This is a genomic window from Paraburkholderia phenoliruptrix (assembly GCF_019511605.1).
In the GTDB taxonomy this organism is placed as follows: Bacteria; Pseudomonadota; Gammaproteobacteria; order Burkholderiales; family Burkholderiaceae; genus Paraburkholderia; species Paraburkholderia phenoliruptrix_A.
In genome coordinates this window covers 188,333-208,648 of the sequence record NZ_JAEUAV010000009.1, presented here as the reverse complement: position 1 = coordinate 208,648, position 20,316 = coordinate 188,333, and the positions used below count along the sequence as shown (strand labels likewise).

Here is a 20,316-nt window from a genome sequence, read left to right as displayed (position 1 = left end):
TCGCCGCGCCGCTTGTGCTGAACTTGCGCGGGCGCGCGGCGTCCGTGAGAGGTGGCCCACTCATTCAGACGGTCGAAAAATTGTCATCCAACGGCATTATCAAGATTCGCGGCGCGCGCCAGCACAACCTGAAAAACGTCGATCTCGACGTGAAAACCGGCGAAATGACGGTCGTAACGGGCCCGTCCGGTTCCGGCAAGTCGAGCCTCGTGTTCGACACGCTCTACGCAGAAGGGCAGCGGCGCTATGTCGAAACCTTCAGCGCCTACGCCCGGCAGTTTCTCGACCGGATGGACCGGCCGCAGGTCGACCGGGTGGACGGCGTGCCGCCCGCCATCGCGATCGACCAGACCAACCCGGTGCGCAGTTCACGCTCCACGGTCGGCACCATGACGGAGCTCAACGACCACCTCAAGCTGCTCTACGCCCGCGCGGCCGAGCTGTTCGACCGCAAGACGGCGCGGCAAGTGCGGCACGACACGCCGGAAACCATTTACGCGGAGCTGCTCGAGCGCACTGAAGGGAGCGATCCGCGGCTGGTGGTGACGTTTCCGGTCGAGTTGCCGGAGTCGGCTACCGAGCAGGAGGTCGAGCAATGGCTTTCCGCAAGCGGCTACACGCGCGTGCAGGCACAGCGTGAGGTGGATTCGCCCACCGGCAGGCGCAAACTGCTCGACGTGGTCGCCGACCGCTTTCGCGTGCGCCAGGCCGACAAGCAGCGGGTGATCGAGGCGCTCGAGGCGTCGCTCAAGCGCGGCGGCGGGCGCGTCAATATCTATGTGCTGCCGGCCGCCGAGGCGCCGCTCGCGCCCACGGCGCAGCCGCCGGAGCCGGAAATCTGGCGCTTTTCAACGGGGCTGCACAGCCCGGAGAGCGACCTGCGCTATGCCGACCCGCAGCCTGCGCTGTTCTCGTTCAACTCGGCCTACGGCGCGTGCGAGGTCTGCCGCGGCTTTGGCCGCGTGATCGGCGTCGATCTCGGCCTTGTCATTCCCGACGCCCGCAAGACTCTGCGCGACGGCGCGATCAAGCCGATGCAAACCCCCGCGTGGAAGGAGTGTCAGGACGATCTGATGCGCTACGCGGCGAAGGCCGACATCCGCCGCGGCACGCCCTGGGGCGAACTGACGGATGCCGAGCGCGACTGGGTCATCAACGGTTCGCCGGACTGGAACGGCAAGTGGCAAAGCCAGTGGTATGGCGTCAAACGCTTCTTCGAATATCTCGAATCGAAGGCGTACAAGATGCATATCCGGGTGCTGCTGTCCAAGTACCGCAGCTACACGCCATGCGAAACCTGCGGCGGCGCGCGTCTGAAAACCGAATCGCTGTTATGGCGTCTGGGCAGCAAAGCGAATGCAGACCAGGTTCTGCCGGCCGCGCAGCGCTTCATGCCGCGCGGTGTCGAATGGAATCGCGCACAGCTCGAGGCGCTGCCCGGTTTGACCGTGCACGACCTGATGCTGATGCCGATTGAGCGCATCCGGCGCTTCTTCGACGAGATCAGCCTGCCAAGCGCGTTGCTGGACGACGCGCTCAAGCTATTGCTCGCCGAAGTGCGCACGCGCCTGAAGTATCTGTGCGACGTCGGGCTCGGTTATCTGACGCTGGACCGGCAAAGCCGCACGCTGTCGGGCGGCGAAGTGCAGCGGATCAACCTGACCACCGCGCTCGGCACCTCGCTCACCAAAACGCTCTTCGTGCTGGACGAACCCAGCATCGGCCTGCATCCGCGCGACCTGAACCGGATCGTGGAGGCCATGCACCGCCTGCGCGACGCGGGCAATACGCTTGTCGTGGTGGAGCACGACCCGTCGGTCATGCTGGCGGCGGACCGGCTGATCGACATGGGGCCGGGGCCCGGCGAGCGCGGCGGCTCCATTATTTTCGACGGCGCGCCGGAGGCCATCCGCTCGTCGGGCACGCTCACGGGCGAATACCTCGGCGGGCGCCGCCATGTCGCGGACGCCGCGCACTGGTCGCGGCGCCCGGTGGATGCAAACACGCCGCGCATCGTGCTGGAAGGCGCGACCGAGCACAACCTGCGCGACGTCACGGTGGAAATTCCGCTGCAGCGGCTCGTCTGTGTGACGGGCGTATCCGGCTCGGGCAAGTCCACGCTGTTGCAAGACGTGCTGTACCCGGCCATGGCGCGGCACTTCGGCCTCGCTACAGAATCGCCGGGCGCGTTTCGCAGCCTGAGCGGCGCGGACCAGGTGACCGACGTGGTGTTTGTCGACCAGTCGCCAATCGGCAAGACCGCGCGCTCGAATCCGGCCAGCTACGTGGGCGCGTTCGACGAGATCCGCAAGCTTTTCGCCAAGGCGCCGCTCGCGCAGCAACGCGGCTACGGGCCCGGCATGTTCAGCTTCAATTCGGGCGACGGGCGTTGTCCGACTTGCGGCGGCTCGGGCTTCGAACACATTGAAATGCAGTTCCTGAGCGACGTCTACCTGCGCTGTCCCGATTGCGACGGGCGCCGGTATCGCGCCGAACTGCTCGAGGTGAAGATCGAACGGGGCGAACCCGCGCGTGCCTTGAGCATTGCAGATGTGCTGGAGCTGACCGTGAGCGAGGCCGCCGGCTACTTTGCGAACGACGCGGAAGTGCTGCGCGTTCTGCAGCCCATTGTCGATGTCGGCCTGGAGTATGTGAAGCTCGGCCAGCCGGTGCCCACCCTGTCCGGCGGCGAAGCGCAGCGGCTCAAGCTGGCGGGCTTCCTGGCCGAATCGGCGCAGGCGCGCAGCGCGCGCAATGCGAAGCAGGCGGTCGCGAGGCGGCTCTTCATGTTCGACGAGCCCACCACCGGCCTGCATTTCGACGACATTGCCAAGCTCATGCAGGCGTTCGGCAAGCTGCTGGCAAGCGGCCATTCGCTGATCGTGATCGAGCATAACCTCGACGTGATCCGCGCGGCAGACTGGATCATCGACCTCGGTCCGGAAGGCGGCGACGGCGGTGGCCGCGTGCTGTGCGCGGGCACGCCCGAAGAAGTCAAGGCCTGCGCCGAATCGCATACCGGCGAAGCGCTGCTGCAGTACGACCGCGCGATGAGCGCGGTCGCGCAACCGGCGGATACCGCTTCGCAAGGCGTGCCGTTGCAGAAGGCGCTGAGCGCGGCGCGGGCGCGCCGCGCCATCGAAGGCGAGGACGTGGTGCGCATTGTCAATGCGCGCGAGCACAACCTGAAAGCGCTGGATGTCGACATTCCGCACGGCAAGTTCAATGTGATTACCGGCGTGTCGGGTTCGGGCAAATCAACCCTTGCGTTCGACATTCTCTTTCACGAAGGGCAGCGCCGTTACCTCGAATCTCTGAATGCGTACGCGCGCTCCATCGTGCAGCCCGCCGGGCGTCCGGAGGTCGACGCCGTGTACGGCATTCCGCCGACCGTCGCGATCGAGCAGCGTTTGTCGCGCGGCGGTCGCAAGAGTACGGTCGCGACCACCTCGGAGGTATGGCATTTCCTGCGTCTGCTCTATGTGAAGCTCGGTCTGCAACATTGCATTCATGACGGCACGCCTGTCACGTCGCAAAGCACCGAGTCGATCGCGGCGCAGTTGCTGCGCGACCACAAGGGGCAACACGTCGGCTTTCTCGCGCCGCTCGTGGTGAACCGCAAGGGCGTGTACACCGATCTCGCGAAGTGGGCCAAGGCGCGCGGCAATACGCATCTGCGCGTGGACGGCGAATTCGTGCCGGTGGACCCGTGGCCGAAGCTCGACCGCTTCCGCGAGCACACGATTGAATTGCCGGTGGCCGACCTGATCGTGTCGGCGGACAACGAAGCGGCACTGCGTCACGCGCTAGACCAGACCCTGGACCTCGGCAAGGGAGTGATGCATCTGCTCGCGCCGCTCGACGGCTTGCACGACGCGATGCACGGCGGCCTGCCCACCGCGAAGCTCGGTACCGTCAAGGTGCTGTCCACGAGGCGCGCCTGTCCGGTGTGCGGTACGAGCTATCCGGAACTCGACCCGCGCATGTTCTCGTATAACAGCAAGCACGGCTGGTGCACCACCTGTGTGGGCACGGGCCTCGCACTCACGCGCGAGCAACGTGCGGCGTACGACGACACGATCGTCGTGGACGACAATCGCGGCCGCGAACAGAGCTTGCCGTCGGAAGAGCAGGAACCGGAGGGCCTTGTCGACGAACCATGTCCGGACTGCGCGGGCACGCGGCTGAATCCGACGGCGCGCGCCGTCACGTTCGACGCGCACGCCATTACCGACGTCGCGCAATGGACCGTCTCGGACACGCGCGCGTGGATCGACAGCTTGCAGATGACAGGGCGTGACGCGGAAATCGCGCGCGACGTGGTGAGCGAAATCGGCAGCCGTTTGCAGTTTCTCGAAGAAGTCGGGCTCGGTTATCTGAGTCTCGACCGCGCGGCGCCGAGCCTGTCGGGCGGCGAGGCGCAGCGCATCCGGCTCGCTGCGCAGTTGGGCAGCAACCTGCAAGGCGTCTGCTATGTGCTGGACGAGCCGACCATCGGTTTGCATCCGCGCGACAACCAGATTCTGCTGAACGCGCTGCGCAAGCTCGGCGACAAGGGCAACACGCTGGTGGTCGTCGAGCATGACGAAGACACGATCCGGCGGGCCGATCACATCATCGACATTGGGCCGGGCGCCGGCAAGCGCGGCGGTACGCTGATCGCACAAGGCAGTGTGGCCGACCTCTCCGCGCAACCCGAATCGCTCACCGGGCAGTTTCTCGCCACGCCCATCGTGCATCCGCTGCAGCCGCGCCGCAAGGTTGTTGCGCCGGGCAAACGCGCGGCGGCGGTGCCGGAAAACTGGCTGACCGTGCACGGCGGCAAGCTGCACAATCTGCGCAATGTGACGGTGGGCATTCCGCTGTCGCGGCTCGTCGCGGTGACGGGCGTGAGCGGATCGGGCAAATCCACGCTCGCTCGCGACGTGCTGATGGCCAACCTGCTCGACGCCGTTGGTCGCTCGGTGTTGTCGTCACCGGCCACGCGGCGCGCCCGCGCGGCCGCCGAGGAACAGCCTGCCTCCAACCGCCGCTCGAGCGTGCTCGCGCGCAGCGCGCCGCGTGCGCCGCTGAACGTCACACATGCGTGGCAGGGCTGCGATTCGATTACGGGTTGGGAAAGCATCGACCGGGTGCTGGAAGTCGATCAGACGCCCATCGGCAAAACGCCGCGCTCGTGTCCTGCCACCTACATCGGCGTGTGGGACGCAATCCGCAAGCTGTTCGCCGGCACGCTCGAGGCGCGGGCGCGCGGCTACACCGCGTCGCGCTTCTCGTTCAATACGGGCGAGGGCCGTTGCCCCGCGTGTGAAGGGCAGGGCGTGCGCACCATCGGCATGAGCTTTTTACCGGACGTGAAAGTGCCATGCGACGTCTGTCATGGGCAGCGTTTCAATCCGGAAACGCTCGCGGTGACATGGCGCGGCAAGAATATCGGCGACGTGCTGACCATGGAAATCGACGAGGCGGTCGAATTCTTTGCGCCCATCTCCAACATCGCTCACCCGTTGCAGTTGATGAAAGACGTCGGGCTCGGCTACCTCACGCTTGGCCAACCGTCGCCTACGTTGTCGGGCGGGGAGGCGCAGCGCATCAAGCTCGTCACTGAACTGAGCAAGGTGCGCGACGACGTGACGCGGCGCGGCCAGAAAGCGCCGCACACGTTGTACGTGCTCGACGAGCCGACCGTCGGTCTGCACATGGCGGATGTCGCGAAACTGATCCGTGTACTGCATCGTCTGACGGACGGCGGACATAGCGTGGTGGTGATCGAGCACGATCTCGACGTAATCGCCGAGGCGGACTGGATTATCGACCTCGGTCCCGAAGGTGGCGTGGGCGGCGGCACCATTGTCGCTGCGGCGGATCCGGAAGGCATCGTTCAGGTTCGCGCAAGTCATACAGGGGCCGCATTGAAGCCGGTGCTCGAGCGTACCGCCAGCGGCGGCGCGGGCAGACGAGCCGCCGCGACAGTCGCAACTGTCGCGGGCGAGGAAGCAGGCGAAGGCACGCACGGCTAGCCCAAGTTGTCAGGCCATGGCAGTAGTTCCGCATTCCGCACGAGGGGGGCGGAGCTACTGCTACCTGCCGCGTTTCCGCCGACTTTTGAATACGGCTTTAAATCGTCTGGCAATTCCGCAAGGCAAATGAAGGCGCCGTCCCAAACTTTAAAATCAGACAAATACCCATGCGATGTTTCATAATTGAAACATTTCCGCGCACTCCCGTACTCCGAATATATTCCGTTAATTCCCCGATTTGATTTGCGAATGCTGAATTGCCAATGGAAAAGCGGCGGATTCAGGATTGGCGAATAACCAACGCAATCAAAACGGCCACGCCGCTGCATACGCGTGTTCAGTTGTGAAACATTTCTCGCGGAAGCCAAAAGCGGCCGCCCGTGTGACCAATGCATATCGCATCGTGAAGCGCCGCCGTGTCGTGGGCTGGGAGGCCGCAGCCTGGGCCGTTCTACGAGCAGTCGGAGTTGCGGACGGTATGTTTTTCCGCTGCATATCAATGCACCGTCCATTATTACTTGCACCGAATGAGAATATTCTCGTCATACATTTAATCGGTTGCTATTTTCCATTGTTTTCAAATTTACTAACGCGATTCATTCGGCTAACATCGCTAATAATCCATCCAGCGGCGTTTCCGATCTCGAATTGCGATTATCAATTCGCTGATATCGTCGGACTAACGCGCGTCCTCGTCCAACCAAGTAGACATTTTGAGGAAGACCATGTCCCACATCCACGTCGATTCTGCGAGGGTTACCTGGTTACATACGCCGACCGTCAATGTCCGCACTGCCGCGCGCCGCATCGGCGTGTTGCTGTTCGATGGTTTCTGGCTGCTAGGCCCCGGCACCGTCGTCGAAATGTTTCAGACCGCCAACGAACTGGCCGGCACGCGACCTGGTGAAGAGCCGCCGTATGAAGTGCAATTCCTGTCGCTCGACGGCGGCAGCGTGCCGAGTTCCTCCGCCGCGCGCATCTGGACTGACCGCATCGACACGCGTTATGGAACCGGCTTCGACGTTCTGTTTATTGCCGGCGGACACGGCGCGCACCAGGCTGCCCGCGACCAGCGGCTGCTCGGCTGGCTGCGCTCGGTCCAGGCGCGCACCCGTGCAATCGAAACCATTGGCGAAGGGCGGCTCGTGCTGGAAGCCGCCAATCCCGGCGAACCGGAGGCGCTGCAAATCGGCCGCTACGGTCATGGCGCGGCAGATGCGATTCTCAGCGCATCAAACGATCGCAACGACTGCGCCCGCAGCGCGCTGATGTTCATCAAACGCGATCTCGGCGCCGAACTGGCGCGCAGCGTTGCCGAGCGCGTGATGCCGGGCATGGCCGCGACGTGGGTGCCGCTGCCTGCGGAAGGCGGCACGCTGAGCGTCGCGGAGAAGATTCGCGCGGCGGCGCGCTGGATGGAAGCCAACTGCGACCGGCCGGTATCGGTAGCGGACGCGGCACAGGTCGCTGCCATGAGCGAGCGCAATTTCCTGCGCCGCTTCAAGCATGAAATGCATGTCACGCCGTCCGACTATCTGCTTCAGGTGCGCTTGCGCATTGCGTGCAATTTCCTGACCGAAACCGAATTACCCGTCGACAAGATCGCGCGGCGCAGCGGTACCGGCAACGGCGACCGTCTCGCAAAGATTTTCCGCAAGCGCATGGCATTGTCGCCAACCGAGTACCGGGCCCGCAGCCGGCTTGCCTCGTCGGAGCTCTGACACACTCAACCGCGCCGCACACGCAGGCGTGTAACGACCGCTGCGCGAGCGCGCGGCGGTATCCGTTTTGTCGGCAGTTTCTTACGGGCATAGTGGCATGGGCAACCAGGTGTTGGGGACGGCACTACCGGAAGTGAAACTGATCGAACCCGAGGTGTTTGGCGACGAATCCGGCTTCTGTTACGAGAGCTTCAGCGCGGACGAGTTCGTGGACGACGTCGCGCGCGGTTTCGACTTCGTGCAGGACCGCCACCTGCGTGCGGTGCACGGCGTGCTGCGCGGGCTGCACTATCAGGTGCAACGACCGCAAGGCCGGCTCATGCAGGTCGTGGTCGGCGAGATATTCGACGTCGCCGTGGACGTGCGGCTCAATTCCCCCAACTTCGGCAAATGGTGCGGGGCTTATCTGAGCGCGGAAAATCACCGACAGGTGTGGGTGCCGCCCGGCTTCGCGCATGGCTTCGTGGTGCTGTCCGACGTCGCCGAATGTTTGTGGAAGGCAACCGAATACTGGTTTCCGGAACTGGAGCGCTGCATCTTGTGGAGCGATCCGGACATCGGCATTGAGTGGCCGATCGACTTCGAGCCGATTGTCGGCCCCAAGGATGCGGCGGGGCGTCGTTTGTACGAGGCGGAGAACATGGCGTAACGGCGCGGGCGTTGCATGGCGCGCTCGCCTGTGTGTGCGTGTGTGGTGCGGTGTGCGTCCGGCCAAAGGCGCGGCGGGGGAGCCGACGCGCGGCGGCGGCCACAGTGCCGACACTCGTGGCTTCACTCACGCTCTAACGCGCGCGTCGCTAGCTCGGGAAGCATGAAGCCCGACTCACAGCAAGAACAGCAATAACTCGCAGTCAGTGTGCCGGCTATCGCGCAGCCACCACAGCGCCGACGCTTGCGGTCACCACCAGCAGCGTGCCCGCGATCTGCAAAACACCCATCGGCTGATGCAATACGACAAAGCCTGCTATCGCACCAATCGCCGGCTCGACACTCATCAGGATACCGAACGATCCTGCCGGCATGTGACGCAGTGCCACCATTTCGAGCGCATACGGCAAAAGCGGAACCAGAATCGCGAGCCCTGCCGTGGTCGCAAGCTGACCGGCCGCGACATGCATGCCGCTTTGCGCGAGGCCGAACGGCGTGGCGACGAGCGCCGCCGCAATCAGCGAGACCGACAGTCCCTCGAGTCCGGCAAACAGCTTGCCGGTCTTTTTCATGAGCACGATGTAGCTGCCCCAGCCGCAGGCCGCCGCGCAGGCGAGCAATACGCCGAGCGGCTCGCCGACCCAGCCGGCGCGATCGCGCGAGAGCAGCACCACGCCGGCGATGGCCAGCGCCGGCCACAGCAGCGCGCGGGCGCGGCGCACCGAGAGCGTGGCGACCGTGAGCGGTCCGAGAAAGTCGATGGCCACCGCCAGTCCCAGCGGAATGCGCTGGAGCGCCGTGAAAAAGCACAACGTCATGCCGGCCATCGCGGCGCCGAGCGCGCCCGCGGCCAGCCAGTGCGCGCGCGAGTAGCTGCGAAAACGCGGACGCACCAGCACGGCGAGAACGAGTGCGGCCCAGCTCAGGCGCAGCCACGTAGTGCTGAGCGAACCGTAAACGGCCATTGTCGGTTCGGACAGTGCAGCGCCAAATTGCACGCTCGACATGGACAGCACGCACAGCAACGCGGCGCCCGCCGCGGCGCTTACGGGCTTGGCCGGGGAAGGGTCAGGGGCTTGGTCGGCTGTGCACTTGATCGTCGTGTCCGGCATGTATGTTTGCATCGCTGTGAAAGGTCTACCTATCTTATCGGCTCCCGGGCCACTAAGATAAGTTGATATTCCTTATGACGACTTCAATTTTCCTGATGAGCCGTGATCTCGACAGCAGTCTGCTTCGCACCTTCGTGACCGTCGCGGAAACGGCCGCAGTGGGCGTGGCCGCAAGACGCCTCGCGCGCACCCAGGCAGCCGTGAGCATGCAATTGCGCCGCCTTGAGGAAGATCTGGGCCAGCGTCTGCTCGAGCGCTCGCCGCGCGGCGTGCAGCTCACCGAAGCCGGTCACCTGTTGCTGCCTTACGCGCACACCATTCTTGGTGCGGGTGCTGATGCGCGCCGCGCGCTGAGCGCGGGGCAGGTGTCGGGCACGGTGCGGCTCGGCATGCTCGAGGACATTGCGGTTGGGCGTCTGCCCCGCGCGTTGCGGCGCTTCTCGATTGCGTATCCGCGCGTGGCACTGGAAATCGTGGTGGACAGCAGCGCTGCGTTGTCGAACCGTCTTGCGGATGGCGCTCTCGATCTGGTGGTTGCCGATCCGGCCTTAGTCACCGGCACGCCGCTTTTCACGTGGACGCTGCCGCTCTTCTGGGTCGGTGCACGCGGCTATGCGCGCGATCCGCAGGCGCCGCTGCCTCTCGTTGCGTTCGGCGGGCCTTGTCTGTGGCAGCAGCAGGTGTCGACGGTGCTGCGCCGCGCGAGCATTGGCTGGCGGATCGTCTGCACCAGTACGAGCCTGCCCGCCGTGCAGTCGGCGGTGGAAGCGGGGTTGGGCGTGTCCGTTCTGCTCGAAGGCAATATTCGTTCGGAGTCCATGAAGATTCTCGGCCGCGCCGATGGCTTACCCGATGCGCCTGCTGCCGACTTCGGTCTTTTCATGCGTGAAGTCGCGAGCGCGCAGGCAGCGGCCGTGCACACGTTGCAAGGTTTCTTGTGCGAAGAATTGCATCTGGGCTTGCCGTCACGTGCGCACGACAGCGAAGCGCAAATGCGAGTGGGGCAATAGCGAGAACGGGGTTGACGCGGAAGAAGAAGGAGAAGAAGCGGCAGCCTTGCTTTCGAAGCGCAGCCACACGAGCCTGAGCACTGCAACCGCAATTGCGCGTGCTGCGTTGCGGGAGGCCCCGGCGCAGCGGCAACTATTGCAATACGCCGTGGCAGGTATTGCAACAGGCTGCTCGCGCGCGCGCCGGGGCCGGTATTGCTCCGCTTACACGGTCCGTGCGGCGATCATCGCCGCATCACGCCCATCAGCAAGGTGACGAGGAAGATCACCACGAAGATGAAGAACAGCACCTTGGCGATTTCGGTCGCGCCGGCGGCGATGCCGCCAAAGCCGAATACCGCGGCGATGATTGCGATGACGAAAAAGATAGCAGCGTATCGAAGCATGAGGCCTCCCACCGATGAGTTGCTGGATTGACGTTAAACGGCGACTCGCAGGCGGCACAGCGTGCCTTGCGCAAGCGATCTACCGGCGTGCGGAGTTCAGCAATAGCTGTGCCCGTGCGTTGCGCGCCTGGACGGCGTCCGGATACCGCAGCCGCGACGCGCCGAGCGAAAACTGTCGCTTCACTGCAACAAGGCGGCTGTCGGGCCGGGCGCGACGATATGGCCGTGACCGGGCGCAACATGCGGCGCACCGGGCGGCGCACCGGGCGGCGCGCGTTGCGCACGCGAAAACGTCCGATGAACGAGTTTGCATTCACGGCAACGTTTGCGAGCGTTAATAACGACCGCAATTAAACCATTTGGTCGGTCGTCGGAAAAAGGTTGTCCGTTCAACGAACTGCTTTCAAAGTTCAAATGGTTAATTAAGTTTTAACAGAGTTTGACCTATGCAGGCTCAATTCGCATTGGCCGGTGCGAAAACGCATGGAAAAATTCCGCGGACCTGCTTGCCAAGTGCTTGAGAAGCACGCCAGAATGCGCGCTAGACGGGTGCGGCAACGCATCGCGCAACGCCGGTTGAAACCGGTGCGAATGGTACGGCTCCAATTTGGGTAAACCATGTGCATACCGTGCGCAGCGCAAAACCGGCTATCCGTCGAATGAACAATAAATAGATATTCCGGGTTCAGGCGCATTGAAATTAATCCAATGCCGCGGCCCGCGGGGTGTGAAGCAAAAAACCAAATAGGGACCGGGGGTGGTCATGTCAATCAAGGTTTTGTCGATTTTCGGCACGCGGCCGGAAGCCATCAAAATGGCGCCGCTCATCAAGCAGATGGAGGCCGATGCCGCAATCGACTCCGTGGTGTGCGTCACGGGCCAGCATCAGCAGATGCTCGACCAGGTGCTCGAGCTTTTCGCCATCCAGCCGGACCACAACCTCGCGCTCATGACGGCCAACCAGACGCTGAACGGGCTTGCTTCGCGTCTGATCGCCTCGCTCGACGAGGTGCTCGCGAACGTGCAGCCCGATCGCGTGCTCGTGCACGGCGACACGACCACGGCATCCGCCGCCGCACTCGCCGCGTTTCACCGCCGCATTCCCATTGGCCACGTCGAAGCCGGGCTGCGCACGCGCGACCTCTCGCAGCCGTGGCCGGAAGAAATGAACCGCCGCATCGTCGACGTCATGAGCGATCTGATGTTTGCGCCAACCCCCGGTTCGAAGGAGCGGCTCGCGGAGGAAACGCTGCAGGGGCGCGTCGTCGTCACCGGCAATACGGTGATCGACGCGCTGAATCTGACCGCAGCCCGCATCGACAACGACCCCGCCTTGCGCGCTTCGCTCGACGCGCGCCTGCCGTTTATCGACGACGCGCGGCCCATGCTGCTCGTCACAGGCCACCGGCGCGAGAGTTTCGGCACCGGCTTTGCCAACATCTGCGCGGCGCTCGGCGATCTCGCCGAACGCGGCACTGTGCAGATTGTTTATCCGGTTCACCTCAATCCCAATGTGCGCGGCCCCGTGCAGGAATCGCTCGGTTCCCGGCGCAATGTTCATCTGATCGATCCGCTCGACTACCTGGGTTTTGTGCGGCTGATGCAACGTGCTGCGCTGATTCTCACCGATTCCGGCGGCGTGCAGGAAGAAGCGCCGGCGCTCGGCAAGCCGGTGCTCGTGATGCGCGACGTGACCGAGCGTCCCGAGGCAGTTGCGGCCGGCACCGTGCGTCTGGTCGGCACGCAACGCGAGGCGATCGTGCGGGCCGTCAGCGCGCTCGTCGACGACGCAGGCGAGCGTGAACGTTTCGCACATCGTATGAATCCGTATGGCGACGGCCATGCGTCGCGGCGCATCGTGGCCGCACTGACGGGCCGTCCGTTCGACGAATTTGCGCCCGCAGCGCCGGCCCGGTCGCCGGAGACTGCATTGGCAACCTCGTTGGCCACCTCGTCGGCAACCTCGTCGGCAACCTCATCGGCCATTCCAGCGGCCAACTCATCGCCCGGCTCGCCGGTCGGTTCTCCAGCCCTTGCCTCGATGCCGCGCGTCGCCGCGGCAGCGTTCGCGAAGTAAAACCCGAGCGAACGCGGGCCCAGGTCCGCGTTCGCACGCGAGCACAGGCAGGTGGTTTTCCCGGAGCAGGGCATGTATCGGCACAGGGCGCCTTCAGGTCACGCGCGAGCGTGCCGATATACCGGACAGGACGACTGGCGAAACGGGGCATGCCCCGCGGCGGCCGTCGAAATCCGGCAGAGTGCGCAGCTCAGGGCAGACCGCGGCCTTACTCCTAGCTCATTCAACCATGGCGGGCAACGTCGCATGTGTCGCCCGCAGGCCAATCCAGGTCAAGACAATATGATGCTCACCACGAAGCTGCGAATTCAGGTTTCCGAAGCGCTTTGCGCGCGTCCATCCCTCGTCCCGAGTCCACGTTTGACCGCGCTCGCGGGGCTGCTGCTGTGCGCATTCGGCGCGCATGCCCAGCAGCCGGCGGATCTTGCGGCCAGTTTCGCGCAGCTTGGCCATGGCCGTCTCGCGAGCCGCAGCATATCGCTGGCCGAACTCGGCATGCGTGATCCGCTCGTGCTGCGCGCGCCGGGTGCCCGCCAGGAACTTTATCTGCCGGTGCCGGCCGGCGTGCCGCTCACGGACGCCAGCTTGCAGATCGACGGCAACTATCTGCGCGGCAACGGCGGCCGCACGACCATGCTGGTTTCGCTCGACGGCTCACCGGTACTCTCGCGCAGCCCGACTCAGGAGCAGGGCGACGGCTCGGCGACGCTCGGCGTGGACGGCGCCGCGCGACCAGGCGGCTTCGTGCGGCTGGGCCTGGACTGGTCGTCGGTGATCAACGACAACGTCTGCGCCGACCAGACCGCGATCGGCAATGTCTGGCGCATTGCGCCGACGTCCCGCCTGACGTATCGCTACGATCCCGACGCGATTGTCGATCTGCGCGGCGCGTGGAGCGCGCTGCCGCACAAGCCCGTCGTCATGCTCGGCGCACGCAGCGTGGCTGCGCCGGCGTTCAACGCGGGCTGGCGCGTCGAAGCGCTGCTGCAACGCGAAGGCCGCACACCGGCCACGCGCGCGTGGCCGGCCGCGGGCGACACGGTGAACCTGAGCGGTATCGAAGTGCCCGCGCCGTTGCGCGCGGTTCCCGCTTTCGCCGCGCTTGCGGCGGGCGGCTCGCACAAGCTGGCCAATCCCGCGGAAGCCGGTGCGCTGATCGCGCTCGCGCCCGGCGCGGCATTCGCGCCCGACGTGATCGTCGCTGACGACGCGTTGCGTACAGCCGTGAAGACTTCGCTCGACGCGCTGCGCGAACAGGTGGCGGGCGTATCACCCGCCGCAGCGGAAGCGTTCGACGCCTGGCGCGCGCGCAGCGTCGAGCCGGTCGAAAAGCCGCTTGCGGCCGGCGAAGTGCGCGTCGCGCACGTCGGCGGGCAAACCGCCATCGTGGTGGGCGACAACGACGGCGTCGCAGTGCTCGCGCAGACCTGGCGCCCCATCGACGTGGCGAGCCGCCTCGTGGTCCATCAGATCGACAACGCGCCGGATACGCGCGGCGATCAGATCGCGCTGTCCTTGCTCGGCGGCGAGCCGCGCACGCTCGACGTGCAGGTGCGCGCGAGCTGGGACGCGAACTTCGATCTCGGCGCGGCCTCGGGTAACGGCAAGCTGCCGGACGCCGTCGTGCTCGACGTGGCCGCTGCGCCGACGCTCGACGATTCCGGGCAAACCGCGTCGGTGTACTTCAACGACGTGCTGATCGGCTCGCAATTGCTCAGCGCGAACGGCAAGCTGCAACGTATCACCGCGCACGTGCCGCGTTTCGCGCTCGCGCCGCGCAACCAGGTGAGGGTCGAGTTTCAGCGTCAGCCGGAAGGCGGTTGCCGTGCGCGCGACGGGGGCCATCCGATTGCGGTGCTGCCGAGCAGCCATTTGCGTCTTGCCGACGTGAGTCTCGGCGACGACTTCACCGGCATGGTGGCGCGCTTTGCTTCGCAGGCCGAAGTGATCGTGCCGGCAGCCTATCTCGGCGATGCGACCGAGGCGCTGCCGCGCGTTGCGCGTCTCGCGAACGCGAGCGGCATTGCGCCGACGCGCGCGGCGTTCAGCGTCGCGCGTGACGGCGAGGCGGTAAAGCCGCAAGGCGCGTTTCTCGCCGCGGACGTTGCGCTCGCCGATGAAAAGAGCATTGCGCGTCTTGCCAAAGACCGCCTGTCGTTCACGGATCCGTCCGGCAAGATGCTCGCGGATCTGTCGGGGCTGAACCGCGTCGGCGTGATTGAAGTGGTGAGTTCGGGCAGTGTGCAGGGCGTGTCCTACCGTACCGTGGGCGACACGCCGGCGGTGCTGCCCGCTTCGCTGCAACTGTCGCGCGGCGACGTGGCCATTGTCGACGGCAGCGGCACGCTGCGCCAGTTCGATACGCGTCATCCGGGGCAGGTGATCGACACGCGCGACATCGAAGGTCCGTGGATCATGCAGAGCTGGCTGCGCTGGGGCGTGCCGGCTGCGCTGATCGGTCTTCTCGTCGTGCTGCTGCTGGTGGCCAATATTGCGCGCCGCAGGAACCGGGACAAGTCGTGAGCATCGCGCTGATCAAATGGTATGCGGGCTACGCGGTAGCTCACTACTACCACGGGCTCGAATACCTTGCCGCGCTGGTGGCGTTCCTGATCGTGCTCTCCAGCATCGACGACCTGTTCATCGATCTCTGGTACTGGAGCCGCATGCTCTACCGCCGCCTGACTGTCGAGCGGACCTACAAGCCGCTGACCGCCGCGCAGCTTTATCAGCGCGAAGAGCAGCCGATTGCGATCATGGTGCCCGCGTGGCACGAGTACGACGTGGTCGCGGCGATGATCGAAGATCTGGTGCGGGTGATGGACTACCGCAACTATGTGGTGTTCGTCGGCACGTATCAGAACGACCCGCAGACCATCGCCGAAGTGGAACGCATGCGCCGCCGCTACAAGCAGTTGCGCCGCGTGGAAGTGCCGCACGACGGCCCCACCTGCAAGGCCGATTGCCTGAACTGGGTGATTCAGGCGATCTTCGCTTACGAGCGCGAGGCGGGCATCGAATTCGCGGGTGTCGTGCTGCACGACAGCGAGGACGTGCTGCATCCAGTCGAGCTGCGCTTTTTCAATTACCTGTTGCCGCGCAAGGACATGATCCAGTTGCCGGTCGCGTCGCTCGAACGCAACTGGTTCGAACTCGTGGCCGGCACCTATATGGACGAGTTCGCGGAGTGGCACGCCAAGGACCTCGTGGTGCGCGAGAGCCTGGTGGGCTCGGTGCCCTCGGCGGGCGTGGGCACGTGTTTTTCGCGGCGCGCGCTGCTTTCGCTGATCGCCGAGACCGACAATCAGCCGTTCAACACAGAGAGTCTCACCGAAGACTACGACGTCGGCGCGCGCCTCGCGAAGATGGGCATGCAATCCATTTTCGCGCGCTTTCCGGTGCAGTTCGCGACGCGCCGCAAGGCATGGTTCGGCTTCGGCGCCGAGCGCGACATTACGGTGACCATGCCTTTGTGCGTGCGCGAGTTCTTCCCCGATACGTTTCGGACCGCTTATCGGCAACGCGCGCGCTGGACGCTCGGCATCGGTCTGCAAGGCTGGAAGCAGACCGGCTGGACTGGCTCGCTCGCGAACCGCTATCTGCTGTTTCGCGACCGCAAGGGCGTCGTGACCGCGTTCGTCGGCATGATTGCCTATGCGCTGGTTCTGCAGTTCCTGCTGTTCGCGGGCGCGAGTCTGCTGGGTTTGATGCCGGAGCTGATCGCCTCGCCGTTCGTCGACTCGCCGTGGCTGCGCGCGTTGCTATGGGTGAACGCGGCGGCGCTCGTATTGCGTGTCGTGCAGCGCGTCTACTTCGTCACGCGGCTGTATGGCTGGGAGCATGGCGTGTTGTCGGTGCCGCGCATGGTGGTCGGCAACTTCGTCAACTTCATGGCGGTCTCGCGTGCATGGAAGATGTTCATCGTGCATCTCGTGACGGGCAAGCGGCTCGCATGGGACAAGACCATGCACGATTTTCCGTCCGCCGACGGCTTTAACAATCGCCGCCAGCGTCTGGGCGAACTGCTGCTGTCGTGGCAGGCCATCGACCCCGACAGGCTCGAGCAGGCACTCGGCGAGAGCCATGCGCGCGAGGCGCCGCTTGGCCGCGTGCTGATGGCCAAAGGCTGGCTCGACGAGGAGACGCTCGCCGAAGCGATCGCGTTCCAGACCGATTTGCCGCGCGGTCGCCTGAACCTCGAACAGCTTCGAAGGGACGCCGCTTGTCTGCCGCTCGAGACAATCGTGCGGCACCGCGTGCTGCCGCAAATCGACGTCACGCATGGTTCTCATCGCCGCACGGTTCTGCTGAGCGCGAGTCCGCTTTCCGACGAAGTGCTCGCTCAACTGAGCGCGCTGATCGACGGCCCGGTGGCTCAGGAGATCGTGCGCGAGGGCGAGATCGCGGCGGGTCTGCGCATGCTGCGCGGCGTCGACATGGCCGTGCCCGCCGACCCAGGCGCTGGTTCCACGCCCGCGCGCAGCGTGCCGCTGATCGGCGATCTGCTGATCGAACACGGGCACGTGCGCCGCGAAGACTTCGAGTCCGCGATGCAGCACTATCGTCCGGACCGTCATGGCCGTATCGGCGACTATATGGTGGCACGCGAGGTGATCTCGATTGCCGCGCTCGAAAACGTAATTCAGGAACAGCGCCGCCTGCAGGCCGCGTTGGCGGCGACAGAATGATCGACTCGATTTTTATGCGGCGCGCAGACGCGCCGCCGGCGCACGCGGTCCAGCGCGTGCCGCGTTCATGGGGACTGTTGACCGCGACGCGCGAAGCGCGCGCGTCGCGCCAGCGCAGCCGTGCAACTCCGTTCGTGCTGCGCGCTATTGCCGCTGCGGCAGTAGCCGGCGCACTGGGCCTCGCGCCACATGCCTATGCACAGAACCCGGCCGCTGCCGCGCCGAACGCGCTGCCGCTTAGCGGGGCCGCTTACCGTGTCGCGCAGGAAGCGTACGCCGCCTATGCGCGCGGCGACTATGCGGGCGCCGTCGCGCGAACTCGCGAAGCGATTCGCCAGCGACCCGACGTGGTGTCGCTGCGCGTGCTGCTCGCCAACTCGCTCGCTGCTGAGCGCCGCTATGGCGAAGCGAGCCGCTCGCTCGGCGACGCAATCGCGCAACTCGGCCCCGATCCGGCGTTGACCGCACGGCGCAGGCAGATCGACGCGCTGAACGCGTCGACCCGCGCGGTTGCACGCGGCGGCCGTCAGCCGGCGGGCGACCCGAATGCGCTGAGCGGCGCGGCGCTCGACGCGGCCCAGCACGCATACAAAGCCTATGCGGCGAAGGATTTTGCGGCCACCATCCGCTATGCCAACGACGCGCTCGCGCTGCGTCCCGACCTGTTGCGTCTGCATCTGCTGCTGATCGACGCGGCGAGCGCCGCAGGCGACGATGCCGGTGCATGGGCCGCCGACCTCGAGGCGGTGAAGCGCTTCGGTGACAACGACGAGCTGCGCTTGCGGCGCGGTTTCATCGGCAGCCGGCTCGCGCCGAAGTCGGCCGCGGCCTCCTATGAAGCGCGCGAGCAGGGCGACGAGGCCCGCGCCGCGGCACTCGCGCGCGAGGCCGTGCTGTATGCGCCGGAGCGCCTCGGCTACCGGATGCAGCTGATCGACGCGCTTTTCGCGGCGAACGACCTGCCCGCCGTGCAGGCCGCCGCAAGCGCGGCAATCGCCGATTTGCCCGCCGCCGACGCGTCGCTCATGCCGCTCACGTTGCGCGGCTATGCGTTGGCCGCGCAGGGCCGCGCTTCGGATGCCGATGCGGACTTCGCGCGCGCGTTGAAGGCGAGCCACGCAAGCGCGCGAGACCAGCGGGTCGCGCGCATCATCATTGCCGATGTGTGGATTGCGGCCGGCGAGCCGCAGCGCGCGCTGGATCTGCTCGCGCCGTTGCAAGCCGAGCGCGACGATACGGATGCGGCGATTGCGCTGCGCCGCGCGCGGGCGCGGGCTGCGTTGGCGCATCCGGTGGCGGCGTCGCTCGATCCGTTGCGCCGGCCGATCATCGAGTGTCTACTCGACGAGTATGGCTCGAGTTGCTATGTCCATCCAGCCGATCCGGGATTTGCTGCGGCACGCGCTGCGCAGAAAGCGTCCGCGGCGAACGACAGGACCGCTGCGCTGCGCGAAGCGCGCGCGGCGGTGCAAGCCGCGCCGGATGATCCGCAACATCGCGTGCAGCTGATCGACGCATTGGTAGCCGCGGGCAACCCGCGCGAGGCAGACGACGAGGCGCGCCAGATGGTCGCTACGGGCATGCTCGACGCGCTGCCGGACACCACCGCAGCGTACATCGCGCAACGCGCCGGCAACGCGCGCGTGGCCTCCGAGCGCTTCAGCCTCGCCGACAAGGCCGGCGCACTGCCGCCGGGCGCGGCCGCGGATGCCGGCTATGCGGCGATGCACGCGCATCGCAATCGCGAGGCCGCGCAGTACTTCGAGCGGGCCATCGACGCGAGTACCGCGCCGTCGTCCGACGCGCGAGGCGTCGCTGCGCCCACGGAATCGACGCCCACGCAACTGAACGATCTGCGCAGCGCGCACGCGGACGTGACGCGCAACTGGGGCTTCAATGCATCGCTCAATTATCGCGGTGCGGGCATGCAGCCAGGGTACGCGTCGTCGCCCACGCCGGGCACGTCGAACAACTGGCAAAGCGGTGTGGAAGCCTACTGGCGGCCGTTCGGCAGTCTCGGCGAGCGCATGTTCGAAGTCTATGCACGCGGCTACGAAAGCTTCGGCGTGAAGAACGGCGGCGCCACCGGCGTCGATACGTTGCAGGCGACGCTCGGCGCGCGCGCCAAACCGTTCACGCAGATCGACGCGATCGTCGCATTCGAGCGCATCATTCCGATCGGCTCGCGCGTCAATCCCGACTGGCTCGCGCGGCTCGCGTATTCGGGCGGCTTCGGCACCGAGCGTCGTGTGGACGTGCCCGCGTGGTGGACCACGCGCATCTACGCGGAAACGGGCACGTATCTGAACACGGGTTCCGTTTATGCGACCACCAACGTGCAGATGGGCCGCACGTTCCGCATGGACAGCTATAGTCCGAAGTGGACCGTATTCCCGTATCTGGTGCTGGGTGCGGATTACGATTCGAGCATCAATCACAGCATTCCGCTGGGCGCGGGCGCCGGCATCTCGACGCGCTACTGGTTCCGCGACAGCCAATACGATGCGCCGCGCTCGTATGTCGATCTGTCGGTGCAGTACCGGTTGAAAATCAGCGGCGACGAGCGTGCGCGTGGTGTGTTCTTCGGCGCGGTGTTTGCGTATTGACGCGGCGGGTATTTGTTGGCGAGTCTCTGTTTCGACGCAGCGAGGTGG

The 20,316-nt window shown here is 65.5% G+C and carries 10 protein-coding genes; 8 read left to right on the top strand and 2 right to left on the bottom strand.

Features of this window, described 5'->3' with window-relative positions:
- Positions 1-80: 80 nt before the first annotated feature.
- From uvrA to rfbC, 3 genes are all read left to right on the top strand, one after another.
- Positions 81-6,020, top strand: coding sequence for an excinuclease ABC subunit UvrA (gene uvrA, locus JNB89_RS14795; protein WP_222858968.1), 5,940 nt, complete (start codon positions 81-83; stop codon positions 6,018-6,020).
- 725 nt (positions 6,021-6,745) lie between these two features.
- Entirely contained in the window at positions 6,746-7,741 is a 996-nt protein-coding gene (locus tag JNB89_RS14790; RefSeq protein ID WP_025598366.1) for a GlxA family transcriptional regulator, read from the top strand.
- Between the two features lie 97 nt (positions 7,742-7,838).
- A complete protein-coding gene (gene rfbC, locus JNB89_RS14785; RefSeq protein WP_220362673.1) occupies positions 7,839-8,390 on the top strand; it encodes a dTDP-4-dehydrorhamnose 3,5-epimerase in 552 nt (183 codons plus the stop codon).
- Between the two features lie 214 nt (positions 8,391-8,604).
- Here rfbC and JNB89_RS14780 read toward each other — a convergent pair whose 3' ends face one another.
- A complete protein-coding gene (locus JNB89_RS14780; protein ID WP_220362672.1) occupies positions 8,605-9,501 on the bottom strand; it encodes an EamA family transporter in 897 nt (298 codons plus the stop codon).
- A 74-nt stretch (positions 9,502-9,575) separates the two neighbouring features.
- Between JNB89_RS14780 and JNB89_RS14775 the strand changes: the two genes are divergently transcribed.
- The gene (locus JNB89_RS14775; RefSeq protein ID WP_223216758.1) at positions 9,576-10,511 is read left to right on the top strand and encodes a LysR substrate-binding domain-containing protein; all 936 of its coding nucleotides are present in this window, start codon (positions 9,576-9,578) and stop codon (positions 10,509-10,511) included.
- A gap of 224 nt (positions 10,512-10,735) precedes the next feature.
- Here the strand turns inward: JNB89_RS14775 and JNB89_RS14770 are convergent, their stop codons facing one another.
- On the bottom strand, positions 10,736-10,897 hold the full coding sequence (locus tag JNB89_RS14770; RefSeq protein WP_006051149.1) for a DUF1328 domain-containing protein: 162 nt from the start codon (positions 10,895-10,897) through the stop codon (positions 10,736-10,738).
- Positions 10,898-11,660: 763 nt separating this feature from the next.
- On the opposite strand from JNB89_RS14770, the gene wecB reads away from it, so the two are divergent.
- The 4 genes from wecB to JNB89_RS14750 all read left to right on the top strand — a co-directional run bounded on the left by wecB (position 11,661) and on the right by JNB89_RS14750 (position 20,268).
- On the top strand, positions 11,661-12,974 hold the full coding sequence (wecB, locus tag JNB89_RS14765; RefSeq protein WP_220362671.1) for a non-hydrolyzing UDP-N-acetylglucosamine 2-epimerase: 1,314 nt from the start codon (positions 11,661-11,663) through the stop codon (positions 12,972-12,974).
- Between the two features lie 282 nt (positions 12,975-13,256).
- Positions 13,257-15,497: a cellulose biosynthesis cyclic di-GMP-binding regulatory protein BcsB gene (locus JNB89_RS14760; RefSeq protein ID WP_220362670.1), complete on the top strand. Its 2,241-nt coding sequence runs from the start codon at positions 13,257-13,259 to the stop codon at positions 15,495-15,497.
- Positions 15,494-17,662: a glycosyl transferase family protein gene (locus JNB89_RS14755; protein WP_220362669.1), complete on the top strand. Its 2,169-nt coding sequence runs from the start codon at positions 15,494-15,496 to the stop codon at positions 17,660-17,662. Before JNB89_RS14760 ends, JNB89_RS14755 begins: the two co-directional genes overlap by 4 nt.
- Positions 17,659-20,268: an NfrA family protein gene (locus tag JNB89_RS14750; RefSeq protein ID WP_220362668.1), complete on the top strand. Its 2,610-nt coding sequence runs from the start codon at positions 17,659-17,661 to the stop codon at positions 20,266-20,268. Before JNB89_RS14755 ends, JNB89_RS14750 begins: the two co-directional genes overlap by 4 nt.
- The last annotated feature ends 48 nt before the right edge of the window (positions 20,269-20,316 follow it).

Coding starts and splice junctions, on each gene's coding strand:
- JNB89_RS14750 (WP_220362668.1), top strand. CDS start 17,659: ATGATCGACTCGATTTTTATGCGGCGCGCAGACGCGCCGCCGGCGCAC.
- JNB89_RS14775 (WP_223216758.1), top strand. CDS start 9,576: ATGACGACTTCAATTTTCCTGATGAGCCGTGATCTCGACAGCAGTCTG.
- JNB89_RS14760 (WP_220362670.1), top strand. CDS start 13,257: ATGATGCTCACCACGAAGCTGCGAATTCAGGTTTCCGAAGCGCTTTGC.
- JNB89_RS14780 (WP_220362672.1), bottom strand. CDS start 9,501: ATGCCGGACACGACGATCAAGTGCACAGCCGACCAAGCCCCTGACCCT.
- rfbC (WP_220362673.1), top strand. CDS start 7,839: ATGGGCAACCAGGTGTTGGGGACGGCACTACCGGAAGTGAAACTGATC.
- wecB (WP_220362671.1), top strand. CDS start 11,661: ATGTCAATCAAGGTTTTGTCGATTTTCGGCACGCGGCCGGAAGCCATC.
- JNB89_RS14770 (WP_006051149.1), bottom strand. CDS start 10,897: ATGCTTCGATACGCTGCTATCTTTTTCGTCATCGCAATCATCGCCGCG.
- JNB89_RS14790 (WP_025598366.1), top strand. CDS start 6,746: ATGTCCCACATCCACGTCGATTCTGCGAGGGTTACCTGGTTACATACG.